The organism is Streptomyces sp. NPDC102437 (genome assembly GCF_044765565.1).
Lineage (GTDB): Bacteria > Actinomycetota > Actinomycetes > Streptomycetales > Streptomycetaceae > Streptomyces.
On the sequence record NZ_JBIWKI010000001.1, the window covers coordinates 340,873 to 367,379 of the forward strand.

Below are 26,507 nucleotides of genomic sequence, written 5' to 3' on the forward strand. Positions count from 1 at the left end.
GCGCCGACAGCAACCTCCGCCCGGATTGAGGACAAGGCCGCTTTCAACGTCCTGCTCGTAGCGGCAAGAGTGCCGGAGCAGGTGCGGATCCCGTACCTACGCGTGCCGTGCGCGTCCTACATCGATGCCCAGAGCAAGCTCAGCGCCGCGCGGTCCGCCTCGTACGTCGTCGGCCCGGCCATCGGCGGCCCGCTGGTCCAGGTGCTCACCGCGCCCGTGGCCGTCGTGGTGGACGCCCTGACCTTCCTGGTGTCGGCGGTCCTGATCGGCAGCGTTCCGGTCGAGGAACCACCGCCCGCCGCAACGGAGACGTCGTCGCTGCTGCGGCGCGGCAGGGACGGCCTGGCCTTCGTCGTCCGGCACCCGGTGCTGCGGGCCGGACTCGGCTGCGCGGCAACCGTCAACTTCTTCACCTTCGTGGCGGGCAGCGGGCTGTTCGTGCTGTTCGCCGACCGGAGCCTCGGACTCTCCGCCGCGGTGATCGGCATCGCGTTCGGGACCGGCGCGACCGGTTCCCTCCTCGGCTCCGTGCTCGCCCCGAGGATCTCGCGACGTTTTGGTGTGGGGCGCGGCATCGTCATGGGCGGTGCTGTTCCCGGCGCCGATCGCCATCGCCGCCGCCGCGGACGGGCCGCTCTGGCTCCGGGCCGGGGCCCCGGCCGCCGCCCAGTTCCTCTCGGGCTTCGGCGTCATGCTGTTCGACGTCAACCTCAACTCCCTCCAGGCCGCGGTGATCCCGGACGGCATGCGCAGCCGCGTGGCCGGCGCGTGCAGCACGATCAATTACGGCGTACGCCCGGTCGGCGCCGTCGTCGGCGGGCTGCTCGCCACCTTCATCGGTCTGCGGGCGACCCTCCTCGTCGCGGCCGTCGGCGGAGCCCTGTCGCTGCTCTGGCTGCTGCCCTCGCCGAGACCCCGCATCCGTTCCCTGATTCCGGACCACACCATGGAAGGCGACAGCCGGCCGGTGGCCTCGTGATCCGACGGCTGACCGTCCGCCCTCGCCCCTCCGCCCTCAGCCGAGGGGATCGTCCCGGGGCGCCGATCCGCCCAGACCCTGGCGATCGGGCACACCGGCCACCGCCGACAGCAGCGGATCGGGGAGGGCCGCCGAGGACAGGCGTTCCAACGCGGCCTTGCGCCGGGCGAGTTCCGCTCTGCGCGGCGGCGGCGCGGCAGCGGCCACGCGCTCCAGCAACGCCCGCAGGCGCCGGACGACCTGCGGGTTGGACGACCCGTACATGAGAGTCTCGTCCAGGGCGAGGGAGACGAGGTCCTCCCAGCCGGGCGAGGGGTACGACACCCGGGGGGTGCCGGTCGCGTCGAGCAGCCAGACGTCGCCGAGGGAGCGCTGCGACAGTCTCAGCAGCGCGTCCTCGATCTGGTCCAGGGACTGCACCGCCGTCGTCGGGTCGTTCACGGCCGGTGAGAGAGCCCTGACCGTGATGTCGGCCAGCAGCCGGAACCCGTACGGGGCGTCGTGCTCCACGGTGCGGCTGGGACCGTACCGGACGCAGTCGGCGACGCGCTTCGCCGGGCGGGTGCCCGCGCCGCCCCGGCCGTGTGCCGGCTCCAGGAACGCGACCGTGTCGTGGGCCCCCACGAAGTCCCCGCTCGCGTGTACGAAGCGGATCCGCAGATCGTGGCGGGCGGCGATCCGTACGAGCTTCGGTTCGTCGACGGAGAGCAGTACGGCCGGCCCGCCCCCGTGGACGACAGGTACACGGACGGCACGGTCGGCGTCACCGGTGGGCGGCGAGGGCACCGCGGGCCCCGGCGGATACGCCTGGTCGATGACGGTACGGAGCCGTTCGCCGACCGCGCGCGAGAGCCCGCCGCCGGTCACCGCATGCCGCAGGGAGGCCAGGAGGCGGAGCACCACGACGGAATCGGCCAGCACCAGCCCCACGGCGAAGGTGACGCTTCCCCGGGGGACGTGGGATTCCCTCACCTGGCTGAGGGCCACGAGCGCGTACAGGGCGGTGCCGATCAGGAGCCCGAAGAGCACGAGGTACCGGCTGAAGTGTCCCAGCGCCGCGACCAGCCGGGGAGACATCGACTGGACGGTCTGGATCACGAGCGTGATCGCCGTGACGATGAAACCTGCGAGCGTGATCATGCCGCCGGCGATGGCGGCGAGGGTCGCCTGCGCCGTGGACGCGTCGAACCCCAGTCCTGTCGACGGCAGATGCCGCTCCCAGACGGGTACGGCCCAGCCGAGGAAGGCGCCGAGCACGACCAGGAGAGCGGCCGCGGCGCGGCTGCGCAGGTTGCGGGCCCGATGGGAGCTTCTGCTGCGGCGGGGGCCCCGGGCACGGACGGGCGGAGTCATCGGGGGGCGTGCGGGGGGAGTGCGGGGCGGGGCGGGGGTGCGGCGCTGCTCATGCCCGTGCCGTTGCCCATGTCCGTCCCCGATGCCGTCGCTTCCAGGACCGCCATCGTGGAACTCCGCCGCGGGTCCCACAAGCCGCGATGCTCCGGGCGGGCGACGGCGGCCGTACGTCACCGGGTTCCGGTACCGCCCTCGCGTCCCCCGTTCGGAGCACCCCGATCGTGCCGCGCCGCACGCCGGAGGAGTCTGCGCGCGGCTGCGCAACGGTGTGCTCACCCATGTGGCGGGCACCGGGCCCGCGTCCTGCGAGCCGGACGTCGAGGTGACGCTCGACGAGGACGGCCTGCGCGCGCTGCTCCTGGGTGAGACACCCCTCGCCGATCTGGTGGAGCAGGGGAGGGCGAAGGCCGACGGCGATCTCGCGAAGGTGGACGAACTGCTCGGCCACCTCGCGGAGCCCGACCCCGGCTTCGCCATCGTCACGCCGTGAACACCGCCGTCCGGTGAATCCCGCGCGCTCGCGCCCGGGTGCCACGGGTGCGACCCCCGCACTTCGCCCGGAGTTCACCGGACGGATCCGGAATCAGGAAATCCTTCTGTCGGCGGCCCTTCGGTCCAGCCCCGGACCGCTGCCGCCCGCACGAAGGAGAACGACGCGTCATGTCCCACCCCGTGCCCGAATGGGCCGACCCCCAGGTTCGCGCGGAGCGGCTCGACCCGCAGGGCCTCAGCCGCCGAGGGCTGATGCGCCGCGCCGGTCTGTTCGGTGCGGCCTTCGCCGCCGCCTCGCTGCCGCTGCCCGCGGAGGCCGACAGCCCGGGAGGCCGGTCCCACGGGCACGGGCATGCCCCGGATCTCGTCTATCTGGTCGGCGACCACCACAACCACTCCGTCTACAGCCACGACGCCAAGTACACGTTCTCCCAACTAGCCTCCGCAGGGCAGAAGTTCGGTCTCGACTGGATGGTCTTCACCGAGCACAGCAACATCGGCCACGCCGAGTTCGGTGCCGCCCGGGAGCACCAGGAGATCCTCAGGGCCCGTGCCGAGAACAAGCGCATGCTCATCTTCCAGGGGCTGGAGTGGTACATCCCCGGCGCCGAGCACTGCACCGTCTTCTCGCCCCCCGGACGGCACGAGGTCGACCTCCTCACCCGCTTCGAGGAGGCCTTCGACGGCAAGCTGCTCGGCTACACGGCCGGCGCCCCGACGCACCCCGACACCCCGCGCAACGAGGCACACGCGGTCAAGGCCCTCGAATGGCTGGCCGAACAGCGCCGCACCCGCTACGTCGACGACGTACTCGTCCTCGCCAACCACCCCATGCGCCTGGGCATCGACTCCCCGCACGAGATGCGCGGCTGGCGCGACGCCGCCCCCGGGATCATGATCGGCATGGAGGGCGCCCCCGGTGCCCAGGCCGGCGCCATCCCGGGCTGGCACCCGGACACCAACGTCCGCGGCGAGTACAGCAATTCACCGTCCGCCGACTCCTGGCCCGGCTACCCGCGCGAGGCGTACGTCACTTACGGCGGCTTCGACTGGGCCACCGCGACCGTCGGCGGACTGTGGGACGCGATGCTGGCGGAGGGCAAGCTCTTCACGATCACCTCCAACTCCGACGTCCACCGCGTCGCCCAGGACACCTGGGTCAACGGCGAGTGGCCGCCCGGACAGAACTTCGACAACACAGGCCACCTGCCCGACCCGTACGACACCACCGAACCGCAGCCCGGCGGCGACTTCTGGCCCGGCCAGTTCAGCCGTACGCACGTCGGCGTCACGCGGTACGGCTACCGGAACGTGATGGAGGGACTGCGGGCCGGCCGGGTCTGGGTCGACCACGGTCATCTCATCGACGGCATCGACGTCAAGGTGCGCGGTGAGCACGGCAACAGCGCCACCCTCGGCGGCCGGCTGCGCGCCCGGCGCGGCGAACGGCTCACCCTCACCGTCACGGTGACCGCCGCCTCCCGCCGCAACCCGTACGGTGTGCTGCCGCGCCTGGAGCACGTCGACGTCATCCGCGGCGCGGTCCGCGGCCCGGCCGCCGACCGCGACGACTGGCACGCCCCCGACACCCGGCTCGCCCACACCGCCGATGTCTCGGGCCGCCGCGGTACGTACACCCTGCGCATCCCGGTCGGCCGCGCCGACGAGCCGTTCTACCTGCGGCTGCGCGGCAGCGACGGCAAGCGCCACGGGACGGGATTCCTCGGGGCGACGATCGACCCGCACGGCCCGCTGCCGCACGAGCCGGGCCGGGGCAACCCGTGGCTGGACACCTGGTTCTACACCAACCCGGTCTTCGTGGACGTGGTGCGCTGAACCCGCGAGAACGGCCGGAGCGGCCCGCGGGCCGCCCCGGCCGTTCTCAGGATCCCAGCGCCGCGGAGACCACGGCCCTGGCCTCCTCCTGCACCCGGCCGAGATGACCGGCACCCAGGAACGACTCCGCGTAGATCTTGTACACGTCCTCGGTGCCCGAGGGGCGCGCCGCGAACCAGGCGTTCTCGGTGGTCACCTTGATGCCGCCGATCGGCGCGCCATTGCCGGGCGCCTCGGTCAGCACGGCCGTGACCGGCTCACCGGCCAGCGTGTCGGCGGTGACCTGCTCGGGGGAGAGGCGCGCGAGGACCGCCTTCTGCTCACGGTCGGCGGGAGCGTCGATCCGGGCGTAGGCGGGCTCACCGAACCGGGCTGTGAGCGCCGCGTACTGCTCGGAGGGGGACTTGCCGGTCACCGCGAGGATCTCCGAGGCGAGCAGCGCCAGAATGATGCCGTCCTTGTCGGTCGTCCACACCGAACCGTCGCGGCGCAGGAACGAGGCCCCGGCGGACTCCTCGCCGCCGAACCCGATCGAGCCGTCGACCAGGCCGTCGACGAACCACTTGAAGCCGACCGGCACCTCGACCAGCTCACGGCCGAGACCGGCGGCGACCCGGTCGATCATCCCCGAGGAGACCAGCGTCTTACCGACCCCCGCGGCGGCCGGCCACTGCTCCCGGTGGGCGTACAGGTAGTCGATGGCGACGGCGAGGTAGTGGTTCGGGTTCATCAGCCCGGCGTCCGGCGTCACGATGCCGTGCCGGTCGGCGTCGGCGTCGTTCCCGGTCGCGATCTGGAAGCGGTCGCGCTGCCCGATCAGCGACGCCATCGCGTACGGCGACGAGCAGTCCATCCGGATCCTTCCGTCCCAGTCCAGCGTCATGAACCGCCAGGTGGGGTCCGTCAACGGATTGACGACCGTCAGATCGAGCCGGTGCTGCTCGGCGATCCGGCCCCAGTACGCGACCGACGCACCGCCCAACGGGTCGGCACCGATGCGCACTCCGGCCGCGCGCACCGCGTCCAGATCGAGCACGGAGGGCAGGTCGGCCACGTAGTTGCCGAGGAAGTCGTACGTCCCCGTGGTCGACGCCGCCCGTGCGCGGGCGTACGGCAGCCGGCGCACGTCCTTCATCCCGGCGGCGATGATCTCGTTGGCCCGCTCCTGGATCCAGCCCGTGGCACCGGACCCGGCCGGGCCGCCGTTCGGCGGGTTGTACTTGAACCCGCCGTCGCCGGGCGGGTTGTGGGACGGGGTGACCACCACACCGTCGGCGAGCCCTGCCGTCCGGCCCCGGTTGTGGCCGAGGATCGCGTGCGAGACCGCCGGGGTCGGGGTGAAGCCGTCGGCCGGATCGACGAGCACCGTCACGTCGTTGGCCGCGAACACCTCGATGGCGGTGACCCGGGCCGGCTCCGAGAGCGCATGGGTGTCGGCGCCGAGGAAGAGCGGCCCGTCGGTGCCCTGCATCGCCCGGTACTCGCTGATGGCCTGGCTGGTGGCGGCGATGTGATCCTCGTTGAACGCGGTGGCCGTGGCCGACCCGCGGTGACCGGAGGTGCCGAACGCCACCCGCTGGTCCGGATCGGCCGGGTCCGGGTGCAGCGCGTAATACGCCGTCACCAGCCGCGCCACATCGATGAGATCCTCCGGCCGGGCCGGCTGTCCAGCTCGTTCGTGCGGCATCTGCCCACTCCTCCGTATCGGTCGGTCGCTTCGGTCGTTCCCCCGTCACATTTTTGCGGGTGGCCCGCGCCGGTCCGCGACTGCCCCGCCCGGACGGGCCGAATCCCGCTGGCGGTCCCGACGGGCCCCGGCATAGGTTCGGTCCGCGCATACGAGCAGTTCACCGCGGACCGCATACAGCGGCGGGCTCGCGGCCGGACCAGGAGGGACGAGATGTCACCGAACGCTTCCGAACCGGACGGACGGGTGCTGCTGCGTGAGGCCACCGCCGAGGACGCCGGTCCGCTGACCCGGCTCTTCCTCGACTCGCGCGCCGCGTCGATGCCGTATCTGCCGAAGGTGCACAGCGACGAGGACACCCTTGCCTGGATGACCCATGTGGTGATGCCCGGGACGACGGTGCGGGTCGCCGAGACCGGAGCCGGGGAGCTGCTGGGCTTCGCCTCCCTGGACGGAACCGAGCTGGAACACCTCTATCTGCTCCCCGGCGTACGGCGCCGGGGCATCGGCTCGCTGCTCCTGGCCGAGGTGCGCCGGCTCGCGGCCGGCGAGCTCACGCTGTACGTCTTCCAGCGCAACACGGACGCGCGGGCCTTCTACGAGCGGCACGGGTTCACCGCCGTCTCGTTCGACGACGGGGACCGCAACGAGGAGCGGGAGCCGGACGTCCGGTACCGGTGGACGGCCGGCGGCTGAAGCGGCCGGATGGTCCGCGTCGCCGTCCGGCGCCAGGATCGCGGGGGGACGGGCACTGCGGCACAGTGGGCACATGGACGATCTGAATGCCCTCGCCGACGAGCATCTGGCCGCGGCCCGAGCCTCCGCGCACGGCCGCAGCGCCCACCGCCTGCTGCATCAGGAAACCCTGAGACAGACCGTCATCGCCCTCACCTCGGGCTCCGTCCTCGACGAGCACAACGCCCCCGCCGCGGCCTCCCTCCAGGTGCTCCGCGGCAGGGTCCGTCTCACGGCGGCCTCGGGCGATGTGGAGCTGGGCGCCGGAGGGCTCCACCCGATCCCGCAGGAGCGGCACGGGCTGCTGGCGCTGGAGGACGCCGTGGTGCTCCTGACCGCCGTCAACGACTGACGGCGACGGATCCGGGGCGCGCGGCGGAGGCCATCCGGGTGCGTTCCAGGATCCACAGCACGAGGCTGCCCGCGGCGAGCGCACCGCCCAGGAGGCAGATGCCGCTCCAGCCGGCCCGGGACCAGACCACCGAGGCGAGCGCCGCACCGGCCGCCCCGCCCATGAAGAAGAGCGTCATGAACGCGGAGTTGATCCGGTTGCGGGCCTCCGGGCGGAGCGCGTAGATCACGTTCTGGCTGCTGTTGAGCCCCGCCTGCTGGGCGATGTTCAGCAGGATCACGCCGACCGTCAGCCACAGCAGCGACGACTCACCGGCCAGCAGCGGCAGCCAGGCGACCGTGAGGAGCGCGGCCGCCGTTCCCGACACCACCTGCACCCGGCCCCGGTCGCTCAGCCGGGCCGCGATGTTCATGCCCACCACACCGATGACGCCCACCAGGCCGAAGAGCCCGATGGCGGCGGCGTTCCACCGGAAGGGCGGCCTGGTAAGCAGGAACGTCAGCGCGGTCAGTTGCACGCTGTACGAGGCCATGGAGAACGCGCCGATGGCCGCCCGCCGGCGCAGCAGGGGTTCCTGCCGCAGCAGGGCCAGTGTGGAGCGCAGCAGCCCGGTGTACCGCATCGCGGCCGCGTCGCCCGGCCGGGGCAGGCGGGGGAGGCGCTTGTGCAGGAGCATCGCCATGACGGCCATGAGCAGCGCGTTCACCCAGTACACGGTCCGCCAGCCGCCGAGTTCGGAGAGCGCTCCGGCGGCCAGGCGCCCGAACAGCCCGCCGAGCAGCACGCCGGACATGACGACGCCGACGATCCTGCCGCGCTCGGCCGGGGCCGCGAGAGCCGCTGCGAACGGCACCACGACCTGGGCCCCGACCGAGGTCAGCGCGGTCAGCAGCGTGCCGGCGATCAGCAGCGGACCGGTGGGCGCGGCGGCCGTCACCAGGAGGAAGAAGGCGGTCAGGGCGAACAGGCCCACGGCGAGCCGGCGTCGGTCCATGACGTCCCCGAGCGGGACGAGCAGGATCAGACCCAGCGCGTACCCGGCCTGCGCGGCGGTCACGATCAGCCCCGCGGCGGTGACACCTATGTGCAGATTCCCCTCGATGATGTCGAGGAGCGGCTGCGCGAAGTAGTTCCCGGCGCAGGAGAGGGCGGCGGCGAGCGCCATCAGCAGAACCAGACCGCGCCCGAGCACGGGCGGCTGGGACAGGGTGCGGGGCACGGCCCGGCTACGGGTTTCGTGAGTGGTGTGAGCCATGTGCCCCAGCCTCGGGGGAAAGCCGCCTATGAGTCCAACACATGTTTTTCATTCGATCGATCGTGGTTCACGATAGATCCATGGAACTTCAGCAGATGCGGTACGTCGTCGCGGTGGCGGAGCTGGGGAGCTTCACCCGGGCCGCGAAGCGGTGCCTGGTCGTCCAATCCGCGTTGAGCCATCAGATCGCCCGGCTGGAGAAGGAGCTGGGGGCCCGGCTCTTCGACCGCACCAGCCGCCGGGTCCGGCTCACCGCGGCGGGCGAGGTGTTCCTGCCGGAGGCCCGGCAGGCGCTGGAGGCGGCGGAACGGGCCCGTGCCGAGGTCGCTGCGACGGCGGGGGAGGTCCGCGGCCGCCTCGCGGTCGGCTCCATCCCGACCGTCTCCGCGGTCGACATCCCGGCCGCGCTGCGGGCCTTCCACCTCCGCTGTCCGAAGGTGCACATCGTGCTGCGGGACGGAGCGAGCAAGGACCTGGCCCAGGAGGTACGGGACGGGACGCTCGACGTGGCGTTCCTGGGGGTGCTGCCGAGTTACCGGCCCCAGGGTGTGAGCGATCACGAGCTCGCCACGGGCGAACTGGTCGCGGTCGTGGCACCGACCCACGCCCTGGCCGGGCAGAAGGAGACGGGGCTGGAGCGGCTGGCGCAGGAGATGTTCGTCGACTACCCGGACGGTACCGCGGCCCGTGCGCAGTCGGAGGAGGCGTTCGCGGCGATGGGCCTCACCCGGGAGGTGGCGTTCGAGGTCAGCGGCACCGACTTCATCGTCCGGCTGGTACGCAGCGGCCTCGGCGTCGCCATGCTGCCGGCCGCCTTCGCGGCGGAGCTGACCGGCGTGCACGTGCTGTCCGTCCGCGATGCCCCCGCGCGCACCGAGCGCCTGGTCTGGAGCCGCTTCCGCCCCACTCCGGCCGCCGCCGCGTTCCTGACCGGGCTCGGCGTCGATCCCGGTGCCGTGACCGGCTGAGCGAACGCATGGGACAGGCCCGGGTCTGACCATTGGGATGAGCCTGATCGGCCGTTCGGCGCGACCGGGTGCCATGCCGACGATCTTGAAGCCGGTGCCGTTGGTAGATGTCTGGACGGGCGTTCGCCCGCCATGCCTCATTCGTCTCTCAGGGAGACCAGCCATGCGCTACACCCTTGTCCCCTTCGCAGTGGCCGCAGGATTCTGCGCCGTCATGCTGGCGGCCGGTCAGGCGGTGCCCGCCGCTGCGCAGTCGGCTCCGCAGATCCGGGCCCAGGAGCACACCGCCGCCGTCAAGGGCTGCGTGAAGCCGGGGGAGACCGGCCTGTACCTCTCCAAGGAGGGAACGGCGAAGGTCACCTTCTCGCAGCCCTTCCTGGACGGCCTGAGGAGGGCCGGCGCCACGATCGACGCCATCGCCCCGATCCGGCTCGCCGACAACGGCACGGCCGCGGTCATGCCCATCGGGGAGAAGTACGACAACATCGAACTGCCCAGCGGCCGGGTCTGCTACCCCGGGGGCTTCCGCATCGTCTCCGCCACCGGCAAGGTCTACGACATCGAGGACTTCTGGATCCAGTTCGCGGTGTCCGGGGACAGCAAGTTCTTCGCCACTCCGGAGGTCGACTCAGTGCCCCGGGCCGCCGGGGAGCTGACCATGCTGAACTTCAGCGTCCCGCAGGCGTTCACGACGGGTGAGTTCGTGCCGCACAACGGCGGGATCGGCCCCAAGCGCGTGATCATGGACATGGACGGCCAGTGGGCCGCCCACCTCAACTCCGAGCTGGGCACCGACTTCTGGGCCGGAATGCACCTCTTCGACACCGACATCGCCTGGAAGGGCGTGCCGACCAAGGCGTTCCCGAACGTCGGGCTCTTCCCCAACCCGGGTGTGGCCGGCCTGAAGGTCATCGCCGAGGCCGTCCGCCCCGACCTCTAGAGAGCGCCGGCAGGGCGCGGCCGTCCCGGAAACGGTGCCGGCCGCGCCCGCGGTGCGTGCGGCGGCAGTCGGCGCAACAGCGGTCCTTCCGATTCGTATATTTTGAAATCGTAGTAATATCGGGCCCCCGCTTCCCGAGGAGGTTCCGATGTCCCCATGGCCCACCGAACTCGCAGGCCGTATCGACGAACACGTCCTGGACAGCGCCCTGTTGCGTGACAACCCGCTCGGCGACCCGTCGCAACGGCCGCTCTGGGTCTACACCCCACCCGGCTACGACGCCGATCCCGGGCGCCGCTACCCCGTCACGTACCTCCTGCTCGGCTACGCCGGCACCCTCCCGGTCTGGCGCAACCGCACCCCCTACCGCCAACCGGTGCCCGAACTCGTCGACGGGATCTTCGCCCGCGGCGAAGCCCCACCGATGGTGCTGGTGTTCGTGGACGCCTGGACCACGTACGGCGGCAGTCAGTACATCGACTCGCCGGGGACCGGCCGCTACCACTCGTACCTCTGCGAGGAGATCGTGCCGTGGGTCGACGCCCACTACCGCACGCTCGCCGACCGCGAACACCGCGCGCTGGCGGGGAAGTCGAGCGGCGGACTCGGCGCGGTGATCACGCCGATGCTGAGGCCCGACCTGTTCGGCGCCTTCGCGACGCACTCGGGCGACTCGCTGTCGGAGGCCCAGTACATTCCCCATTTCCTCATGGCGGCACGGCACTTGAGGGACTACGACGGCGACATCTTCCGCTGGTGGGACGAATTCCGCTCGCGCGTGGCCTTCACCAGGGACGAGGATCTGCGGCTGCTCGAACTGCTCGGCGTCTCGTCCTGCTTCTCGCCCGCCCCGGACGGCACGCCCCAGTTGCCCTTCGACCCGCGAACGGGCGCGCTCCGCCCGGAGATCTGGCGGCGCTGGCTGGATTGGGACCCGGTGCGGATGGTCCCCGGGCACGCCGAGGCGCTGCGGTCCCAGCGGGCGATCTGGATCGACGCGGGCACCCGCGACGAATGGTTCCTCGACCTGGGCGCGCAGGCGTTCCGCGATGCCCTGGCCGAGGCCGGGGTGGACGACGCGGTCATACGCTTCGAGCTGTTCGACGCAGGCCACCACTCCGTCGAGTACCGGATGCCGCCCGCGCTGGCCTGGCTCTCCCGGCGGATGGCGGATCCGAACTGACAAAACGGTGACGGCAGGGGCCGTTTCACAACCGTGCACGGGCCTCTTCGCGCCATCCGCGCCGACCTGCCACCGGGTGGGGTGCCGCCGGAATCCGCTGGGCAGGTACTGGTGTACGACCCCGGAACGCGGGGTGCGGCGACCGGTGGCGAGGGGTGTGTGACGTGAGGGAGCATTCCGTGTGGCAGTTCTCCGACGATCGTGGACAGTTGTCGACGGCCGAGCGGCGCCCGGCGCGGGTGCTCGCCTATGTCCAGGCCGGAGCGACCCTGTGGGACCGCGGCGTACGCCCCGGCACGATATTCGGCTCCGATCACGACGACCGGGCCGTGCCGGACGCGGCGAAGACCGGTTCGCTCCCGTTGGCCGAGGTCGGCTACCTCGGCGCGGGCAGCACTCTGGACGTGGACACCCTGCTGAGCGGTGAGCCCGATCTCGTGGTGGCCGTCAGCTACGGCGGCGGCCATGTCTACGGGCTCGCCCCGGAGACCGCCAAGCATCTGGAGGAGCAGGTCCCGGTAGTCGTCATCGACGTGGGGCAGGCACGCACCCTCGACGAGATCGGTGACCGGTTCGCCCTGCTCGCCCGCTCGCTCGGGGCCGAGGAGCCCGAGGCGGCGACCAAGGACCTGGACGGAGCACGGGACCGGCTGCGCTCGCTCGCCGCCGGCTCGGACGGGCCCCGGGTCGTCGCCCTCTCCCCGGCCGGCCAGGAACGGACCCACCTCGCCCGCCCCCGGATGTGGCCCGAGCTGCGGGTGCTGGCCGAGCTCGGCGTCGGCCTCGTGGAGCCCGCCGAGGGGCCCGGTGCGAACTGGTCCACGGTCGGCTGGGCGGAAGCGGCGGCCCTGCGCCCCGAGGTGGTCCTCGCCGACATCAGGGCCAACGCCACACCGCTCGACGAGCTGCGGGCCCACGCGGACTGGCAGGCGATCGAGCGGGCCGCCCGGGTGGTGCCGTGGAACCCGGAGCCGGTGTGCAGCGCGCGCGCCCACGCGGCCTTCCTGACGCGAGTGGCCGACGCGATGGAGGCGGCCGGGCGCTGAGCAGGCGGGGTGTACGCCCGGCGCCGGCGGGGACGGGTGGTGCGGGCCGACGCCCGTACGGACGTGTCCGATCGCGCGGGACGTACCGGTTCGCGAGGCTGGTCAGGACCACCCACGCAGACCCCGTACGTCCCCAGGAGCAGACATGCAGCAGGACAAGCACCCTTCCTACCGTCCCGTCGTCTTCCGCGACCGGTCGGCGGGCTACGCTTTTTTGACCCGGTCCACGGCGTCGAGCGAGCAGATGATCGACTGGGACGACGGCAACAGCTACCCCGTCATCGACGTGGAGATCTCCGCCGAGAGCCACCCCTTCTTCACCGGGAAGGCGCGCGTCGTCGACTCGGAGGGACAGGTCGCCAAATTCGAGCGTCGGTACGGGGGCGAGGACGCCTCCTGACCCGCGTACGGACCCGAGTCCCCCCGGCCCTCCACGATGGGGCGGGGGACGGCTGGCCACTTCCTGGGAGACGTCGAAGGACGGGAGGTTCCAGAGCCGGTCCTACGAGCTCAGGAAGAACCCCGGGTACTGGCAGCCCGAGAAACAGCGCATCGAAGGCATCCGTGTGCTGGTCTTCTCCGGCAACGACGGCGCCAACCTGGCCGTCGTCAACGGTGAGGCGGACGGGACGCAGTCGTTCATCCCCGATGTGGCCAAGAGCTTCGTCGCCAAGGGCCCGGAACACAACAAGTACTGGTACCCGAAGACCGGTTCGATGGTCGACGACTGGACCATCCACACCACCAGGGCGCCGTTCGACGACGCGAAGGTGCGCAAGGCGCTCAGCCAGGCAGTCGACCGCGAGAGCGTCACCGAGGTCGGCGTGAACGGCTGCCCCCGGCCCGCCGACTGCACGGGCCTGTCCGGTGGTTACGGCAAGTGGCGCGACAAGAGGAGGGCCCCGACGAGGACGCCGCGGCCGATGCCGGCCGGTGCGGTGTGATGGAGCGGCTTCGCCGGCCGCCGGCCTCGCGGCGATCCCCGATGTGCCTCGCCCGGCACGGCCGACGGGTACGCCCTCAACCTCGATCCGAACCTGCGGACGGTCGGACTCTTCCGCAAGGACGGCGGACGGACCACCGCGCTCGCCGAGGCACCGCTGCTGATCCGCCCGGGCATCGGCCTCGCGCTGCGGATCGGGGCCCGAGGCGCGCGGATCGAGGCGTTCGTCGCCGGCCTGCCGGTCCCTGCCGGTCGTCGATGTGACCGACACCCGCCACACACGCGGCAGGATCGGGCTCAATATGATCGGAGGCCGCGCCGCCTACCAGGACACCTTCGTCACCGCACTCCAGGAGACCCCGCCCCCATGCTCGACAGACTCGACCTGCTGGTCATCGGCGAATGCGTCGCCGACATCGTCCGGCTGCCGGGTGCGGCCGACCAGGTCCACCCGGGCGGCAGCCCGGCCAACGTCGCCTACGGCCTGGCCCGGCTCGGGCACGGCTCCACCCTGCTCACCCAACTCGGCCCCGATGACAACGGCCGGCTGATCAGGGACCATCTCGCCGGTGCCGGGGTCGAGGTCCGCACGGACGGCGCCACGGCCCCCACCCCGTCCGCCGCCGTCACCCTGGACGGCTCCGGCCGGGCCGAGTACACCTTCGACATCACCTGGACGCTCGGCCCGGTACCGCTGGACCGGCCGCCCCACCACGTGCACACCGGTTCCATCGCGGCGGTGATGGGACCGGGGGCGGCCACCGTCCTCGGCGCCGTGGAGTCGCTTCGGGCGTCCGCGACCGTCAGCTACGACCCCAATGTGCGGCCCGAGCTGATGGGGGACCACGAGTCGGCCGTCCGCAGGGTCGAGCGGTGCGTCGCGCTCAGCGATGTGGTCAAGGCCAGCGACGAGGACCTGGAATGGCTGTATCCGGGCCAGGATCCGGAGCGGATCGCCGAGCGGTGGCTGGCCACCGGCCCGGCGCTCGTCCTCGTCACCCGGGGCGGCGACGGTGCGCTGGCCGTACTGCCCGGCGGGCGGGTGACGGTCGACGCGCTGCCCACCGACGTCGTCGACACGGTGGGGGCGGGCGACGCCTTCATGTCGGGCACCCTGCACGCCCTCGCGGGACACGGGCTGCTCGGTGCGGACGGACGGGAGCGGCTCCGCTCGCTGGACCGGGCCCGGACGGCCGATGTCCTGCGGCACGCGGCGGCCTCGGCCGCGGTGACCGTGGCCCGGGCCGGAGCCAACCCGCCGGACCGGGCGGAGCTGAAGGCGGCGTTCGACCGGAGCTGACACGCCCCGGCCGGGGAACGGGGTGCCCGGGAGCCTTCATCCCGCGGGCACCGCCAGATGCGGGCTGCTGTCGTCGTCGAGGAACTCCACGACGGCGAGGACGAACAGCGCACAGAGCGCGATCCACACCGTGACCAGGCCCGTCGGCCGGTCCCACGCCACCAGGACCGCGGTGGCCACCACGACGACCGTCCAGTTCAGCGGGCGCCTGGCGCGGTGCACCCACCTGCCGGCCGGGCCGCCGGTGAACCCGGCCGCGTCCCGTACGGCACCGATGCCGCCGCTCCACATCGCCATGACGCGGCCGGCGGCGCGGCCGTCACCGGTGAGCCAGGCGGCGAGGGCCACCACGATGCCGAGCGTGACGACCATGCGTACCACGGCGCGCATCTGACCGACCAGGGCGTCGAAGACCGAACCGGCCGCCGGCTGCGATACCCCGGACGGCAGGCTGTCGAGATAGAAAGCCCGGCCCACCCACAACGCCAGGCCGAGTACCGCGGCGCCGGCCGCGACCACGAGCGCCGCCGTGATCAGGGCGCGGCGGCGGCGCACCGCGAGGAGCACCCCGCCCGCGGCCAGCACCAGAGTGACCAACGGCAGCCAGAACCCGATGATCTGGAGGGCCCGGAACCACCTCTGGGCCTTGCCCACCGAATCGGAGGTGAGCACCGTGAAATCGGTGTGGACCTCGGGGATCTTCGCCGCGATGCCCAGCCCCCGGTCGACGAGACGCTGTTTCACCTGGTCGATGACCGGTGCGAGGTCGATGGTGACGGTGTCGGTGGTGAGCTTCACGGCCCCGCCGCCGCTCCCGGACAGCGCCTTCACCGCGGCGGACTGGGCCGCCCGGTTGAGGTCGGTCCAGATCGTCGCGAAGGCGTCACTGGCGACGAACCTCTCCACGGTCCCGTGCACGAAGTTCGAAATGCCCGTGGTGATGGGGCCGTTCAGTGTCGACAGCGCCTTGTCGAGCACCGGCCGGTCCGCGGGGGAGACCTCGGACAGCAGGGCCTTCACATCCAGGTGCTGCATGACGGCGCCGGTGACGCGATCGGTCACCGCGGCCTGCACATCGGGGTCGGAGGCGAGCGGCGCCATCATGGCCACATAGTTGTCGGTGTCGCCGATCTGGTTCTTCGCCCACGACGACACGATGCTCAGCGGAGTGAGAACGGCTGCTACCAGGACGAGCAGCACGGCCAGGAACGAACGGGCGCGCGGACGGTGCCGGGCCGGGGCACGGTCCTCCAGCACGGCCACCCTGGCACGCAGCTCCTCCAGCTCGGAACTGTCCCGCGGGTGCTTCGGCTGATCGTGGTCCGCTTCCATCCCCCCAGGGAACGGCCTGCCACCGCACACGGCACGGCGGGTCGGCCCGAACGGGTGAGGACGGTCACCGTGGCGTGCGGCAACGTTCGGCCCACCGGAGGTATCGGTGACACTTTCGGCTCATTGGGCGCATCCTTGCCGGGGCTACGACCGTTCGACAACCAGTAGGCGTGATCGATTACGCAGGAGGGGGCGGACATGGCGAGGGCTGACGCAGGCGTCGCGGTTACCGGGCTGGGGCTGGTGACGTCGGCGGGCGCGGACGAGCACACCTTCTGGAAGGGGCTGTGCGCCGGTGTTTCCACGGCCCGTGGCTGCGAGGAACTGGCCGGACTGCCGGTCGACTTCGGCTGTCCGGTGGACGGGATCGACCTGGACGCGGCGGTAGGCGGGCGTTCGGTGTGGCGGATGGCACGGTTCGTGAAGATGGCGCTGGTCGCCGCCCGCCAGGCCGTGGCGGACGCCGGTCTGTCGCCCCAGCGGTGGGACGGCGACCGGGTCGCCGTGGTGCTCGGCGTCGGCGTGGGAGGGGTGTCCGTGCTCGTCGACAACGTGCGCAGGCTCGACGAGCACGGAGCGGACGCGGTGTCACCGCTGCTGGTCCCGATGATGATGCCCAACGCGGCCGCCGGGGAGGTGGCCATCGCCCTGCGGGCCCACGGCCCCAGCCTGGCCCCGGCGACCGCCTGCGCGTCCGGGGCGACGGCCGTCGCCGTCGCCCGCGACCTGCTGCTGAACGACCGGTGTGACGTGGTGGTGGCGGGCGGCGCGGAGGCCGTGCTCACCCCGCTGGTGGTGAGCGCCTTCGCGGGAATGGGCGCACTCTCGCTGCGCACCGGCGATCCGGCGGGGGCGTCGCGACCGTTCGCCGCGGACCGGGACGGGTTCGTGATCGGAGAGGGGGCCGCCGTGCTCGTACTGGAACGGACGGCCGACGCGTACGCCCGGGGCGGACGGCCGCGGGCACTGCTGACTGGTACGGGCTCCAGCACCGACGCCCATCACCCCACGGCCCCGGACCCGGAGGGCGGCGGCGCGCGCAAGGCCGTCGAGGCCGCGCTGCGCGAGGCGGGCTGGGCGGCCCACGAGGTCGACCACATCAACGCGCACGGCACGTCGACGCAGCTCAACGACGCGATGGAGACCGCGCTGATCTCCGAGCTCTTCCCGCACCGGCCGTCGGTGACCGCACCGAAGGGCGTCCTCGGGCACGCCCTCGCGGCGTCCGGGGCGATCGAAGCGGTCGCCACCGTCCTGACCCTGGAGCACGGGCTCGTCCCGCCGATCGCCAACCTGGACTCGCTGCCGGACGGGTTCGACCTCGACTGCGTGGTCAAGGAAGCCCGGATCCAGCCGGTGGAGCGGGCGCTGAGCCACTCCTTCGGCTTCGGCGGACACAATGTCGTACTTGCTTTCCAGCGCGCCGACGCGGACGGCCCGTCACGGACGGACCCGGGTGTCCTCGCCGTTGCTTGATCGTTCTATTTTCCATGACCGCAACGATCGACAGCCCCTCCGAAGAACGATCCACGGACCTCCTCACCGGTGTGCTCCTCGGCGGCAACTTCCGCCAGGAGCACGGCTTCTGGCAGCGGCTGATCAGCACCGAACCCTTCCGCCGCCCGGACCGTCGCACCGCCGAGGAGCGCCTGGCTCTCGTGTACGAGCGGCTGCGCGTCCTCAACGACTGCCTGGACAGCGGCGCCCGGCTGGCCGCCGACCCCCGCGCCCTCGCGGCGCTGCACGAATGGCTCGGCCCGGTGGACCCGGCACTCACCACAGTGGCGGGCATCCACTACAACCTCTTTCTCGGCAGCCTCCTCGACCACGGGGGCGACGGCCACCGCGACCTGTCGGACTTCCTGCGGCTTCGGCGCATCGGCACCTTCCTCTGTACGGAGGTGGCACACGGCAACGACGCCGCGGCCGTCGAGACCACGGCCGAGTACGACCGCGAGCGCGACGGCTTCGTGCTGTGCACACCGCACGCGGGTGCGCAGAAATTCATGCCCAACACCAGCCCGGCCGGCGGCCCCAAGACCGGGCTGGTGGCTGCCCGCCTGCTCGTCGACGGCGCCGACCACGGGGTATTCCTCTTCCTCGTGCCGCTCACCGACGCCGAACAGGCCCTGCCCGGGGTACGCGTCCGCACCCTCCCCACCCGCACGGGCAGCCCGGTGGACCACTGCCTGACCTCCTTCGACCGGGTCTTCGTGGGACGTGCCGCGCTGCTCGCCGGGGACCACGGACGGATCGGTGCGGACGGGGAGTTCAGCAGCATCCTCGACAACCGCAGGCGCCGATTCCTCGCATCCATCGGGCGCGTCACCTCCGGCAAGATCTCGATGACGGCCTGCGCGGTCGGCTGTGCGCGCGCGACGCTCGCCGTCGCCGTCCGCTACGGCGGCCACCGCTACATCTCGGGCCCCCGGGGCTCGAACCGGGTGCCGGTGATCGCCCACCGCAGTCACCACGGACCGCTCGCCTCGGCCATGGCCACCGTCTTCGCGATGAGCCTGCTGCACCGCAGGGCCCTGGACCGCTGGGAACGCGGCGAGCGACGGGAGGAGGCCGAGCGGCTGGTCGCCGTCGCCAAGGGATGGATCACCTGGCAGGCCAGGTCCGTGATCGTGGAATCCCGGGAACGCTGCGGTGCCCAGGCACTCCTGGAGCACAACGGCATGAGCGAACTCCTCACCGGGGTCGAGGGCGCCATCACCGCCGAGGGCGACAATCTGGCCATCCACGCCAAGGCGGCGGCGGAAATGCTCTTCACCGCCGCACCGGCCGGTCCCGGCCCTTCTTCCGGCGGCGGACCCGGTGATCTCGACGACCCCGGCTTCCTCGGCGGGCTGCTCGCGGAACTGGAGCGGATCTGGTTCGGCCGGGCCCGGGAGCGGATCGGCCTCGCACCGCACGGCGACCCGCTGGCGCGGTGGAACGCGGCGTCCGGGCCCGCGCTGCGCGGCGTCGAGGCACACGCCCAGCGGCAGGCGGCCGAGGCGTACGCGGAGGCAGTGGCCGCGCTGCCCGAGGGGCCCGCCCGCGACCGGCTCGGCGAGCTGCAGCGGCTCTTCGCGCTGGGCCGGATCGCCCGCAACGCCGGTGATCTGCTGGCCGCGGGGCAGCTGACCGCCGACCAGGTCAACTGCCTGCCGGACAGGGTGGAGGAGCTCATCACCACGGTCGCCGCCCATCTGCCCGAACTCGTCGAGTCCTTCGCGCTGCCGCCACAACTGCTCGCCGACTGGCCGATCGCCGGCGCCGACTACGTGGACGCCTACGACGATCCGGGAGCCTTCTGGCAGAGAGACGGTGGCCGGGAAGCGGCTCGGAGCGAGCGGTGAGGGCCGTGACGAGGAAGGGAACAGCTGTGTGGAGTCATCGGATCAGAGAGGCGGCCGGGGCTCTCGGGGTACGCGTTGTCCTGCTGGCCTTCTGGGGTACGGCGTCCGTCCTGGCCCGGTGGTGCGGGGAACGCGGGGAGGACGGTGGCGAATCGGTTCGGCACAAGGCGTAACTGGAGGCACTCCTCCTAGTTGATCCGGCGTCGGGACGGTTTCACCGCCGGCCCCGACAGCCGGACCGAATGATGGAGAGAAAGCTGATGAGCGCGATTCACCCCAAGATCACCGAGGTTCTGACACACACCTTCAAAGTCCCCGCAGCGGAGATCCACCCGGGCTCCACGATGGACAGCCTGGAGATGGACTCCCTCGCCGTCGCCGAGTTCGCCGTCCTCATCAGGGAGACGGCCGGCCGCGACCGGGACTTCGACCAGTTCCCCAAGAACGCCACGCTGGCCGACATCACACGGTTCATCGACGCGGCGGACGGCAGCGGCGCGCGGGTGGGCGGCGGGGCAGCGATGAGCAACGCCCGATGAACAGGCCGGCTGTCGCCGTCACCGGCCTGGGCATGATCACCCCGGTCGGCAACGACACGGAATCCACCTGGCAGGGTGTGTGCGCGGGAGTGTCACCGGCCCGTACCGTCGCCGAACTCGAAGGCTGCGCGATCGACTTCGCCTGCATGGTCGACGGCATCGACCTGGACGTCGCGATCGGCGGCCGGGCGTCCTTCCGCATGGGGAAGTACGTGAAACTCGCGGTGCTCGCCGCCCGGGAGGCGGTCGCCGACGCCGGGCTCGACCCGGCCCGGTGGGAGGGCAGCCGGGTCGCGGTGGTCGTCGGCACCAGCAGCGGCGGTTCCGCCTCGCTGACCGAGCAGGCCGTCGTGCTCGACCGGCTCGGCGCCGGGGCCACCTCGCCGTCGGGCATCCTGCTCACCATCCCGAACATGCCCGCCGCCGAGATCGCGATCCAGCTGCGGGCCACCGGACCCAGCATGGCGCCGTGCACCGCCTGCTCGTCCGGCGCCACCGCGCTGTCCGTCGCCCGCGACCTGCTGGTCACCGGGCAGTGCGACATCGCGATCGCCGGGGCCACCGAGTCGATCGTCTACCCGGCCGCCATGGCCGCGTTCGCCAGGTCCGGGGCCGGGGCCCGGCGGGACGGCGACCCGGCCGGACTGTGCCGGCCCTTCGCCGCCGACCGGGCCGGCCTGGTCATGGGTGAGGGCGCGGCCGTCATGGTGCTGGAACGGACGGACGACGCGCGGGCCCGGGACGCGGCCCCACGGGCGCTGCTCTCCGGCACAGGCGCCACCACCGACGCCCACCACCCCATCAGCCCGCGCCCCTCCGGCAAGGTCGCCCAGGCAGCGGTGGAGGCCGCGCTGCGCGACGCGGGCTGGGCGGCCGAGGACGTCGAGCACGTCAACGCGCACGGCACGGCGACCCCGGTCAACGACGCCGTCGAGGCCGCCCTCATCGCCCGGGTCTACCCGCACCGGCCTCCCGTCACCGCGCCCAAGGGCGTACTGGGGCACTGCATGGGGGCGGCCGGAGCGATCGAGGCCGGACTGACCGTCCTCACGCTCCAGCGCGGAGTCGTACCTCCGATCGCCAACCTGGACGCCCCGGCGCCCGAGTTCGACATCGACTGCGTCACCAAGCGACCCCTGCGGCGGCCCATCAGGAGCGCCGTCAGCCATTCCTTCGGATTCGGCGGCCACAACGCCGTCATCGCCCTTCAGCGTCCCTGAGGGCCGTTCCGCAGGCAGCAGGCAGGTGGTGCGACGGGAAAAGGGCCCGGCGTACCACCGGCCACCACCGCCCATGAGCCGCACAACCGCCCGTGAACGGCACAGCTCGCGCTGATCGCCTCGCTGCCGCTGACCGGCGTGATCGCGCTGCACGACCTCGACCTGGACGCGATGTTCTGCGACCGGATCGCGGTGCTGAAGGAGGGGCGGGTGGTGGCAGCCGGTACCCCCACGGAAGTGATCACCGAGGAGCTGATCGCCGACGTGTACCGGGTCGACGCCCGTGTCACGTGGGAAGGCCCGGACGGACGGCCCTCGGTGCGCTTCCTGCCGGGGCTGCCTGCGGGGACGTAGCGTCCGGCGCGGGCGCCACGAGAGGGGTCGGGCGGCGCCTTGAGAGCGGTTGGGTGCCACGAACGCGGGCGGCTGCCTCGAACGCGGTCGGGCGGACCCCGGCACGCGCGGGTCCGCCCTGAGAGCTGTCCGGGTGCGGCCGTTCGCCGCGGTGTGCGGTACGGGGTCAGCGGCGGCGTCCCTGGCCGAATTCGCCGCCCATGTCCTTGCCGCCGATGTCGGTGCCGTCCGCGTAGTCGATCTGCTCCTTTCGGAGTTCGGCGGAGACCTCCTTCTGCTCGGTCACCTTCTTGGTCTCCATCCGCACCCGCTCGACGGGCACGGTCTCCTTGCGCGTGGTCGGACGTTCCGCGTGCAGGGTCACCTCGACGTCCTGTTCGCGGATCGCGGCCCGTTCCGCCGTCTTCTCGCCGGGCTGGATGGGTTCACGGACCAGGCGCACCTCTTCGTGCGTCACCGGCACCGTCCTGGTGACGTTCTCGGTGACAACGTACTTGTGGAGCCGGGCCTTTCCGCTCTCGTACTCCTCCGTCCCGACGTGGAGCTGCTCCTCGGAGCGGATCATCTCCTCCTTGCCGCCCAGGTCGGCGGCCGACCGTTCGGAGCCCGCCCCGGCGCCCACGAGGGGACGCGAGGTGCCGGCAGCCCCGGTGCCGCGGTGCCTGCCCTGGCCCGGCCCGGATCCGGCGTCGGCCATGCCGGACGAGGTGGTCCGGGCCGTGCCCGTACCGGAGGCGCCGGTCATGGCCGACTTGTCGGACCCGGTGGTGCGTCCGGCGCCGGCCGCACCACCGGGTCCGGCCGCCCCGGCGGAACCCGCCGCTCCCATGGCCGTGGTGCCCGTCCCGGACGCCGTCGTGTTGCCCGTGCCAGGCCGGTCGCCGAGTTTCGCGGTGGTGTTCCTGGCGAGGCCGTAGTGCTTGTAGAGCTCTTCCTCCTCCGCCACGGACAGATGCGCATCCGCGTCCACCCGGGGAGCATCCTTGACGCGGTCCTTCGGGTGCGAGATGTGCAGATCGGATCCGACGCGGCGGGCTCCGGCAAGCGGAACGAAACTCTCCTTCATGCCGAACAGGCCGGTCTTCACCGTTATCCAGTCCGGTCGGCCGGTGTTGTCGTCGACGTACACCCGGCCCACACTGCCGACCTTCTCGCCATCGGTGTCGTACACCGTCAGGCCGTCGAGCTCTCCGGAATCCGTGAAACCGTCAGCGGCTGCCATGACCGATTCCTCCTCGTCCGGGCGCGTCCTGTGGCTGAGGCCATCAGAGGAGGCGCGTCCGCCTTCCATCGCGCCTCACCCGGATGGACGCTGCAACCGCCCGGTCCGCAAAGGCCGCCTGCCGCATGCTCGGCGGTTGGGCGGTGACCGCCTGCCACGGCGGTGGGCGCCCCATCCACAGATTAGGCCATTCGGGTGAAGTGGGCGGGGGTGCGGCCGGGCGGTCCCCGACGCGCGGCACGCCCTGGCCGGCCGCACCGGGAGCCCGATCGACGACCGGCGAGGAGGGGGTCGTCACCGAGCGGTACCCGCACCAACTCCTCGTCGCGCGGAAGGCGTTGTGAACACCGGCAACCCGCCCTCCCGCCGGTACCTCCGGCCGTAGGATCGGCACCCTTCGAACAGGCTGCCATCCACCTCGCCCTTCGGCCACGCCCACCGCCCCACCAGCGTCTGGAGACCTCGATGACCGGCACCCCGCACCGCCTGGACCCGGCCGGCGGCTGCCCGCACGCGGACAATGCCATGCTGCTGGCCCGGGGGGCCGTGGCATCCGTCGTGCTCCCCGGCGACGTGGCCGGGGCGGTGGTGCTCGGGCACGACGCGCTCCGGGAATTCCTCGCCCACCCCGACGTGGCCAAGGGCGCCCACCACTTCACCGAACTCGCCGAGGGGCGCATCCCGGACGGCTGGCCGCTCAGGACCTTCGCCACCGTGCATGGCATGACCACCGCCGACGGCGACGACCACCGACGGCTGCGCTCACTGGTCACCAACGCGTTCACCGCGCGGCGGGTGGAAGAACTGCGGCCCCGCATCGCGACGGTGGCAGCGGAACTGCTCGACCGCGTCGACCGTTTTGCCGCCGAGGGCGACGGAACGGTGGATCTGCGCTCCCGTTTCGCCCTGCCGCTGCCGATGGGCGTCATCTGCGAGCTGCTCGGCGTCGAGGCCGAACACCAGGACCGGCTGCACCACCTGTCCGGCCGGGTGGTCGCGACCGATACCGGTCCCGATGAGGCGATGGCTGCCAACCGTGAGCTGGTGGCGCTGCTCGGAGCGGTCGCCGCCGCCCGTGCCGAGCGGCCCGGCGCCGACCTGACCAGCGCGCTGATCGCCGCCCGCGACGAGGGCGGCGGCCGGCTCGGGCAGCACGAACTCATCGGCACCCTGCTCCTGTTGGTCATCGCGGGGCACGAGACCACGCTGAACCTCATCACCAACGCCGTACGGGCGCTGTGCACCCATCCCGAACAGCTCCGGCTCGTCACGACCGGGCGGGCGGGCTGGGCGGACGTGGTGGAGGAGACGCTGCGCTGGGACAGCCCGGTCAGCTACTTCCCGTTCCGCTATCCGACCCGGGACCTCACCCTCGACGGCACCGTCATTCCTCGGGGCACCCCCGTGCTCGCCGGCTACTCCGCGGCCGGACGGGACAAGGCCGCGCACGGACCCGACGCCGACCGCTTCGATGTGACCAGGCCCGCCCGCCGGACCGCCGCCCGGCACCTCTCGCTCGGCCACGGCCCGCACTACTGCCTCGGGGCGCCTCTCGCCCGCATGGAGGCCGCCATCGCGCTGGAGCAACTGTTCGGCCGCTTCCCGGAACTGGAACTCGCCGTCCCGGAGACCGAGCTGCCCCGCCACCCGGGCTTCGTCGGGAACAGCACGGGACGGCTCCCCGTGCGGCTTTGCCCGTAGAGCCGGAGCCCCGGCACATTCACGTCGGCACATATGATCGACGGGCCAAGAACCGACCGTCTTCATGCCGCGCCACCGGGGGTGCCCCATCAGTTCCGTACGCATCCGGCTGCCCGAACAGCGCGGCGAACTGTTGGGCCGGCAGGAGGACGGTGCACAGCTGCACCATCTGGTGTGGCGGCTCGGGCCGGGGTGGCGGGTGTGCGGCAGCGCCGTGCTCGGCGGCGGCATCGGCCCGCGCGACTGGGTGCTCAACGCCCAGGTGCCCGGCGGCTACCCGCGTCTGGACCCCGACCGGCACCTCGCCGAGATCGCCGCCGCCGAACACCTCACCGGGCCCGGCGCCGGGCTGATGACGGCCGCCGACGTCACGGCGTACACGGTCGCGTCCGACGAGGGCGTGACCGCGACCGCCACCTGCGGACTCGGCGTACGGGGCTGGGCCGCCGCCCCCGCGGAGGGCACAGAAGGGCTGCCGCGACCGGGCACGCTCAACATCGTCGTCACGCTCCCCGTGCCGCTCTCCGACGCCGCACTCGTCAACGCCGTCGCCACTGCCACCGAGGCCAAGGTCCAGGCCCTCCTGGACGCGGGCCTGGACTGCTCGGGCACCCCCACGGACGCCGTCTGCATCGCCGCCCCCACCCCGGGACCCGCCCCCGCCGAGCCCTTCGCGGGGCCGCGCTCCCTGTGGGGCGCGCGACTCGCCAGGGCGGTCCACGCTGCTGTCCTCGAAGGCGCACTGCGGCAATCCTGAGAATCCACAGCGCCGCGAGCCGACCCCGGGCCCGGCCGACGAAGGGAGCCCCCTCATGACATCGAGCACTGCGGACGCCACCGGGGGACAGCCGGGCGTCGCCGTCCTCGGCACCGGAATCATGGGGTCGGCAATGGCCCGGAGCCTGCTGCGGGCCGGACTCGACGTCCGCGCCTGGAACCGTACGCAGTCCAGGGCTGCCCCGCTCGCTGCCGACGGCGCCGTGGTCACGGAGACGGCCGAGGAAGCCGTACGCGGCGCGGATGTCGTCGTCACCATGCTCAGCGACGGCCCCTCCGTCGCCGCCGCGCTCGCCGCCGCGTCCGGGGGAGTGCACGAGGGCCAGATCCTGCTCCAGAGCTCGACGGTCGGGCTCGACGCCACCGCCGATCTCGCCCGGCGCGCCGCCGACCTGGGCCTGGTGTATCTCGACGCGCCGGTCTCCGGTACCAAACAGCCCGCGGAACAAGGGGCGTTGACGGTCTTCGTAGCCGGCCCGTCCGCCACCCGCGCCGCGCTCGACCCCGTGCTGGACGCGATCGGGCAGCGTACGGTCTGGGTCGGCGAGGCCCCGGGAGCGGCCTCACGACTGAAGCTCGTGGTCAACACCTGGGTGCTCACCATGGTCAACAACATCGCGGAATGCCTCAACCTCGCGGAAGGGCTGGGCATCGACCCGCAGACGTTCCTCGACGTCATGAAGGGCGGCCCGCTGGACTCCGCCTATCTGCAGGGCAAGTCCGCCGCCGTGCTCTCCGGCGACCTCACCCCGAGCTTCACCCTGTCCACCGCGCTCAAGGACACCCGCCTCATCCTGGACGCGGCGCAGGCGTCGGGCGTGCGGCTGGACCTCGTCGCGGCGTCGGCCGGCCGTTTCGTACGGGCCGAGGCGGCCGGACACGGCGGCGAGGACATGATCGCCACCTACTACGCGGGGCGGGCCGAGGAGCGGGACAGCGACTGAGC

24 protein-coding genes and 2 pseudogenes are annotated in these 26,507 nt (G+C 72.3%); 21 read left to right on the plus strand and 5 right to left on the minus strand.

From position 1 onward, the window contains the following. Window positions 1-102: 102 nt before the first annotated feature. Window positions 103-531, plus strand: a pseudogene (locus ACIRJP_RS01500) (MFS transporter); the annotation flags it as partial. Between the two features lie 55 nt (window positions 532-586). Continuing rightward, entirely contained in the window at window positions 587-979 is a 393-nt protein-coding gene (locus ACIRJP_RS01505) for a hypothetical protein (protein WP_404167012.1), read from the plus strand. A 36-nt stretch (window positions 980-1,015) separates the two neighbouring features. Here ACIRJP_RS01505 and ACIRJP_RS01510 read toward each other — a convergent pair whose 3' ends face one another. After that, window positions 1,016-2,332 carry a DUF2254 family protein gene (locus tag ACIRJP_RS01510; RefSeq protein WP_404167014.1) on the minus strand — a complete coding sequence of 439 codons (1,317 nt, stop codon included), beginning with the start codon at window positions 2,330-2,332 and terminating at the stop codon, window positions 1,016-1,018. 82 nt (window positions 2,333-2,414) lie between these two features. Between ACIRJP_RS01510 and ACIRJP_RS01515 the strand changes: the two genes are divergently transcribed. After that, window positions 2,415-2,822, plus strand: a complete 408-nt coding sequence (locus ACIRJP_RS01515; RefSeq protein ID WP_404167016.1) for an alkyl sulfatase C-terminal domain-containing protein — start codon at window positions 2,415-2,417, stop codon at window positions 2,820-2,822. Window positions 2,823-2,992: 170 nt separating this feature from the next. Further along, window positions 2,993-4,660, plus strand: a complete 1,668-nt coding sequence (locus ACIRJP_RS01520; RefSeq protein WP_404167018.1) for a PHP domain-containing protein — start codon at window positions 2,993-2,995, stop codon at window positions 4,658-4,660. 46 nt (window positions 4,661-4,706) lie between these two features. Here the strand turns inward: ACIRJP_RS01520 and pgm are convergent, their stop codons facing one another. Continuing rightward, window positions 4,707-6,347 (minus strand): phosphoglucomutase (alpha-D-glucose-1,6-bisphosphate-dependent), encoded by a 1,641-nt coding sequence (pgm, locus tag ACIRJP_RS01525; protein ID WP_404167020.1) that lies wholly within the window; start codon window positions 6,345-6,347, stop codon window positions 4,707-4,709. A gap of 213 nt (window positions 6,348-6,560) precedes the next feature. On the opposite strand from pgm, the gene ACIRJP_RS01530 reads away from it, so the two are divergent. Further along, complete coding sequence (locus ACIRJP_RS01530) at window positions 6,561-7,043, plus strand: GNAT family N-acetyltransferase (protein WP_404167022.1); 483 nt, start codon at window positions 6,561-6,563, stop codon at window positions 7,041-7,043. A gap of 73 nt (window positions 7,044-7,116) precedes the next feature. Then, window positions 7,117-7,434, plus strand: a complete 318-nt coding sequence (locus ACIRJP_RS01535; protein WP_404167024.1) for a cupin — start codon at window positions 7,117-7,119, stop codon at window positions 7,432-7,434. Here the strand turns inward: ACIRJP_RS01535 and ACIRJP_RS01540 are convergent. Then, window positions 7,424-8,689, minus strand: a complete 1,266-nt coding sequence (locus tag ACIRJP_RS01540; protein WP_404167026.1) for an MFS transporter — start codon at window positions 8,687-8,689, stop codon at window positions 7,424-7,426. The genes ACIRJP_RS01535 and ACIRJP_RS01540 overlap by 11 nt on opposite strands. Window positions 8,690-8,769: 80 nt before the next feature. On the opposite strand from ACIRJP_RS01540, the gene ACIRJP_RS01545 reads away from it, so the two are divergent. The 7 genes from ACIRJP_RS01545 to ACIRJP_RS01575 all read left to right on the plus strand — a co-directional run bounded on the left by ACIRJP_RS01545 (window position 8,770) and on the right by ACIRJP_RS01575 (window position 15,069). Beyond that, on the plus strand, window positions 8,770-9,657 hold the full coding sequence (locus tag ACIRJP_RS01545) for a LysR family transcriptional regulator (RefSeq protein WP_404167028.1): 888 nt from the start codon (window positions 8,770-8,772) through the stop codon (window positions 9,655-9,657). 163 nt (window positions 9,658-9,820) lie between these two features. Further along, complete coding sequence (locus tag ACIRJP_RS01550; RefSeq protein WP_404167030.1) at window positions 9,821-10,597, plus strand: hypothetical protein; 777 nt, start codon at window positions 9,821-9,823, stop codon at window positions 10,595-10,597. 148 nt (window positions 10,598-10,745) lie between these two features. Beyond that, window positions 10,746-11,780 (plus strand): alpha/beta hydrolase, encoded by a 1,035-nt coding sequence (locus tag ACIRJP_RS01555; RefSeq protein WP_404167032.1) that lies wholly within the window; start codon window positions 10,746-10,748, stop codon window positions 11,778-11,780. Between the two features lie 164 nt (window positions 11,781-11,944). After that, window positions 11,945-12,826, plus strand: coding sequence for an ABC transporter substrate-binding protein (locus tag ACIRJP_RS01560; RefSeq protein ID WP_404167034.1), 882 nt, complete (start codon window positions 11,945-11,947; stop codon window positions 12,824-12,826). A gap of 145 nt (window positions 12,827-12,971) precedes the next feature. Continuing rightward, window positions 12,972-13,226 carry a type B 50S ribosomal protein L31 gene (locus tag ACIRJP_RS01565; protein ID WP_404167036.1) on the plus strand — a complete coding sequence of 85 codons (255 nt, stop codon included), beginning with the start codon at window positions 12,972-12,974 and terminating at the stop codon, window positions 13,224-13,226. A gap of 52 nt (window positions 13,227-13,278) precedes the next feature. Next, window positions 13,279-13,770, plus strand: coding sequence for an ABC transporter substrate-binding protein (locus ACIRJP_RS01570; protein WP_404167627.1), 492 nt, complete (start codon window positions 13,279-13,281; stop codon window positions 13,768-13,770). Window positions 13,771-14,136: 366 nt separating this feature from the next. Then, entirely contained in the window at window positions 14,137-15,069 is a 933-nt protein-coding gene (locus tag ACIRJP_RS01575; protein WP_404167038.1) for a carbohydrate kinase, read from the plus strand. Window positions 15,070-15,105: 36 nt separating this feature from the next. On the opposite strand, the gene ACIRJP_RS01580 is transcribed toward ACIRJP_RS01575, so the two are convergent. Further along, entirely contained in the window at window positions 15,106-16,401 is a 1,296-nt protein-coding gene (locus ACIRJP_RS01580) for a hypothetical protein (protein WP_404167040.1), read from the minus strand. A 198-nt stretch (window positions 16,402-16,599) separates the two neighbouring features. On the opposite strand from ACIRJP_RS01580, the gene ACIRJP_RS01585 reads away from it, so the two are divergent. The 5 genes and pseudogenes from ACIRJP_RS01585 to ACIRJP_RS01605 all read left to right on the plus strand — a co-directional run. Continuing rightward, on the plus strand, window positions 16,600-17,877 hold the full coding sequence (locus ACIRJP_RS01585; protein WP_404167042.1) for a beta-ketoacyl-[acyl-carrier-protein] synthase family protein: 1,278 nt from the start codon (window positions 16,600-16,602) through the stop codon (window positions 17,875-17,877). Window positions 17,878-17,891: 14 nt separating this feature from the next. Further along, entirely contained in the window at window positions 17,892-19,748 is a 1,857-nt protein-coding gene (locus ACIRJP_RS01590; RefSeq protein ID WP_404167044.1) for an acyl-CoA dehydrogenase, read from the plus strand. A 260-nt stretch (window positions 19,749-20,008) separates the two neighbouring features. Beyond that, on the plus strand, window positions 20,009-20,287 hold the full coding sequence (locus ACIRJP_RS01595; protein ID WP_404167046.1) for an acyl carrier protein: 279 nt from the start codon (window positions 20,009-20,011) through the stop codon (window positions 20,285-20,287). Further along, on the plus strand, window positions 20,284-21,507 hold the full coding sequence (locus ACIRJP_RS01600; RefSeq protein WP_404167048.1) for a beta-ketoacyl-[acyl-carrier-protein] synthase family protein: 1,224 nt from the start codon (window positions 20,284-20,286) through the stop codon (window positions 21,505-21,507). The genes ACIRJP_RS01595 and ACIRJP_RS01600 overlap by 4 nt, the downstream gene beginning before the upstream one ends. Window positions 21,508-21,612: 105 nt before the next feature. Continuing rightward, a pseudogene (locus ACIRJP_RS01605) lies at window positions 21,613-21,861 on the plus strand (ABC transporter ATP-binding protein); the annotation flags it as partial. Between the two features lie 166 nt (window positions 21,862-22,027). Here ACIRJP_RS01605 and ACIRJP_RS01610 read toward each other — a convergent pair. Next, on the minus strand, window positions 22,028-23,083 hold the full coding sequence (locus ACIRJP_RS01610) for a DUF2382 domain-containing protein (RefSeq protein ID WP_404167050.1): 1,056 nt from the start codon (window positions 23,081-23,083) through the stop codon (window positions 22,028-22,030). Between the two features lie 465 nt (window positions 23,084-23,548). Between ACIRJP_RS01610 and ACIRJP_RS01615 the strand changes: the two genes are divergently transcribed. The 3 genes from ACIRJP_RS01615 (at window position 23,549) to ACIRJP_RS01625 (ending at window position 26,505) form a co-directional block, all read left to right on the plus strand. Then, complete coding sequence (locus tag ACIRJP_RS01615) at window positions 23,549-24,784, plus strand: cytochrome P450 (RefSeq protein ID WP_404167052.1); 1,236 nt, start codon at window positions 23,549-23,551, stop codon at window positions 24,782-24,784. A 64-nt stretch (window positions 24,785-24,848) separates the two neighbouring features. Further along, window positions 24,849-25,541 carry an adenosylcobinamide amidohydrolase gene (locus ACIRJP_RS01620; protein WP_404167054.1) on the plus strand — a complete coding sequence of 231 codons (693 nt, stop codon included), beginning with the start codon at window positions 24,849-24,851 and terminating at the stop codon, window positions 25,539-25,541. Between the two features lie 55 nt (window positions 25,542-25,596). Continuing rightward, the gene (locus ACIRJP_RS01625) at window positions 25,597-26,505 is read left to right on the plus strand and encodes an NAD(P)-dependent oxidoreductase (protein ID WP_404167056.1); all 909 of its coding nucleotides are present in this window, start codon (window positions 25,597-25,599) and stop codon (window positions 26,503-26,505) included. Window positions 26,506-26,507: the final 2 nt, after the last annotated feature.

Excerpts from the sequence above, each read along its gene's own strand:
- ACIRJP_RS01620 (WP_404167054.1), top strand. The coding sequence starts at position 24,849 with ATGCCGCGCCACCGGGGGTGCCCCATCAGTTCCGTACGCATCCGGCTG.
- ACIRJP_RS01590 (WP_404167044.1), top strand. The coding sequence starts at position 17,892 with ATGACCGCAACGATCGACAGCCCCTCCGAAGAACGATCCACGGACCTC.
- ACIRJP_RS01550 (WP_404167030.1), top strand. The coding sequence starts at position 9,821 with ATGCGCTACACCCTTGTCCCCTTCGCAGTGGCCGCAGGATTCTGCGCC.
- ACIRJP_RS01585 (WP_404167042.1), top strand. The coding sequence starts at position 16,600 with ATGGCGAGGGCTGACGCAGGCGTCGCGGTTACCGGGCTGGGGCTGGTG.
- ACIRJP_RS01575 (WP_404167038.1), top strand. The coding sequence starts at position 14,137 with ATGCTCGACAGACTCGACCTGCTGGTCATCGGCGAATGCGTCGCCGAC.
- ACIRJP_RS01555 (WP_404167032.1), top strand. The coding sequence starts at position 10,746 with ATGTCCCCATGGCCCACCGAACTCGCAGGCCGTATCGACGAACACGTC.
- ACIRJP_RS01535 (WP_404167024.1), top strand. The coding sequence starts at position 7,117 with ATGGACGATCTGAATGCCCTCGCCGACGAGCATCTGGCCGCGGCCCGA.
- ACIRJP_RS01610 (WP_404167050.1), bottom strand. The coding sequence starts at position 23,083 with ATGGCAGCCGCTGACGGTTTCACGGATTCCGGAGAGCTCGACGGCCTG.
- ACIRJP_RS01600 (WP_404167048.1), top strand. The coding sequence starts at position 20,284 with ATGAACAGGCCGGCTGTCGCCGTCACCGGCCTGGGCATGATCACCCCG.
- ACIRJP_RS01595 (WP_404167046.1), top strand. The coding sequence starts at position 20,009 with ATGAGCGCGATTCACCCCAAGATCACCGAGGTTCTGACACACACCTTC.
- ACIRJP_RS01510 (WP_404167014.1), bottom strand. The coding sequence starts at position 2,332 with ATGACTCCGCCCGTCCGTGCCCGGGGCCCCCGCCGCAGCAGAAGCTCC.
- ACIRJP_RS01540 (WP_404167026.1), bottom strand. The coding sequence starts at position 8,689 with ATGGCTCACACCACTCACGAAACCCGTAGCCGGGCCGTGCCCCGCACC.
- pgm (WP_404167020.1), bottom strand. The coding sequence starts at position 6,347 with ATGCCGCACGAACGAGCTGGACAGCCGGCCCGGCCGGAGGATCTCATC.
- ACIRJP_RS01615 (WP_404167052.1), top strand. The coding sequence starts at position 23,549 with ATGACCGGCACCCCGCACCGCCTGGACCCGGCCGGCGGCTGCCCGCAC.
- ACIRJP_RS01530 (WP_404167022.1), top strand. The coding sequence starts at position 6,561 with ATGTCACCGAACGCTTCCGAACCGGACGGACGGGTGCTGCTGCGTGAG.
- ACIRJP_RS01515 (WP_404167016.1), top strand. The coding sequence starts at position 2,415 with ATGCCGTCGCTTCCAGGACCGCCATCGTGGAACTCCGCCGCGGGTCCC.
- ACIRJP_RS01520 (WP_404167018.1), top strand. The coding sequence starts at position 2,993 with ATGTCCCACCCCGTGCCCGAATGGGCCGACCCCCAGGTTCGCGCGGAG.
- ACIRJP_RS01625 (WP_404167056.1), top strand. The coding sequence starts at position 25,597 with ATGACATCGAGCACTGCGGACGCCACCGGGGGACAGCCGGGCGTCGCC.
- ACIRJP_RS01580 (WP_404167040.1), bottom strand. The coding sequence starts at position 16,401 with ATGGAAGCGGACCACGATCAGCCGAAGCACCCGCGGGACAGTTCCGAG.
- ACIRJP_RS01565 (WP_404167036.1), top strand. The coding sequence starts at position 12,972 with ATGCAGCAGGACAAGCACCCTTCCTACCGTCCCGTCGTCTTCCGCGAC.
- ACIRJP_RS01545 (WP_404167028.1), top strand. The coding sequence starts at position 8,770 with ATGGAACTTCAGCAGATGCGGTACGTCGTCGCGGTGGCGGAGCTGGGG.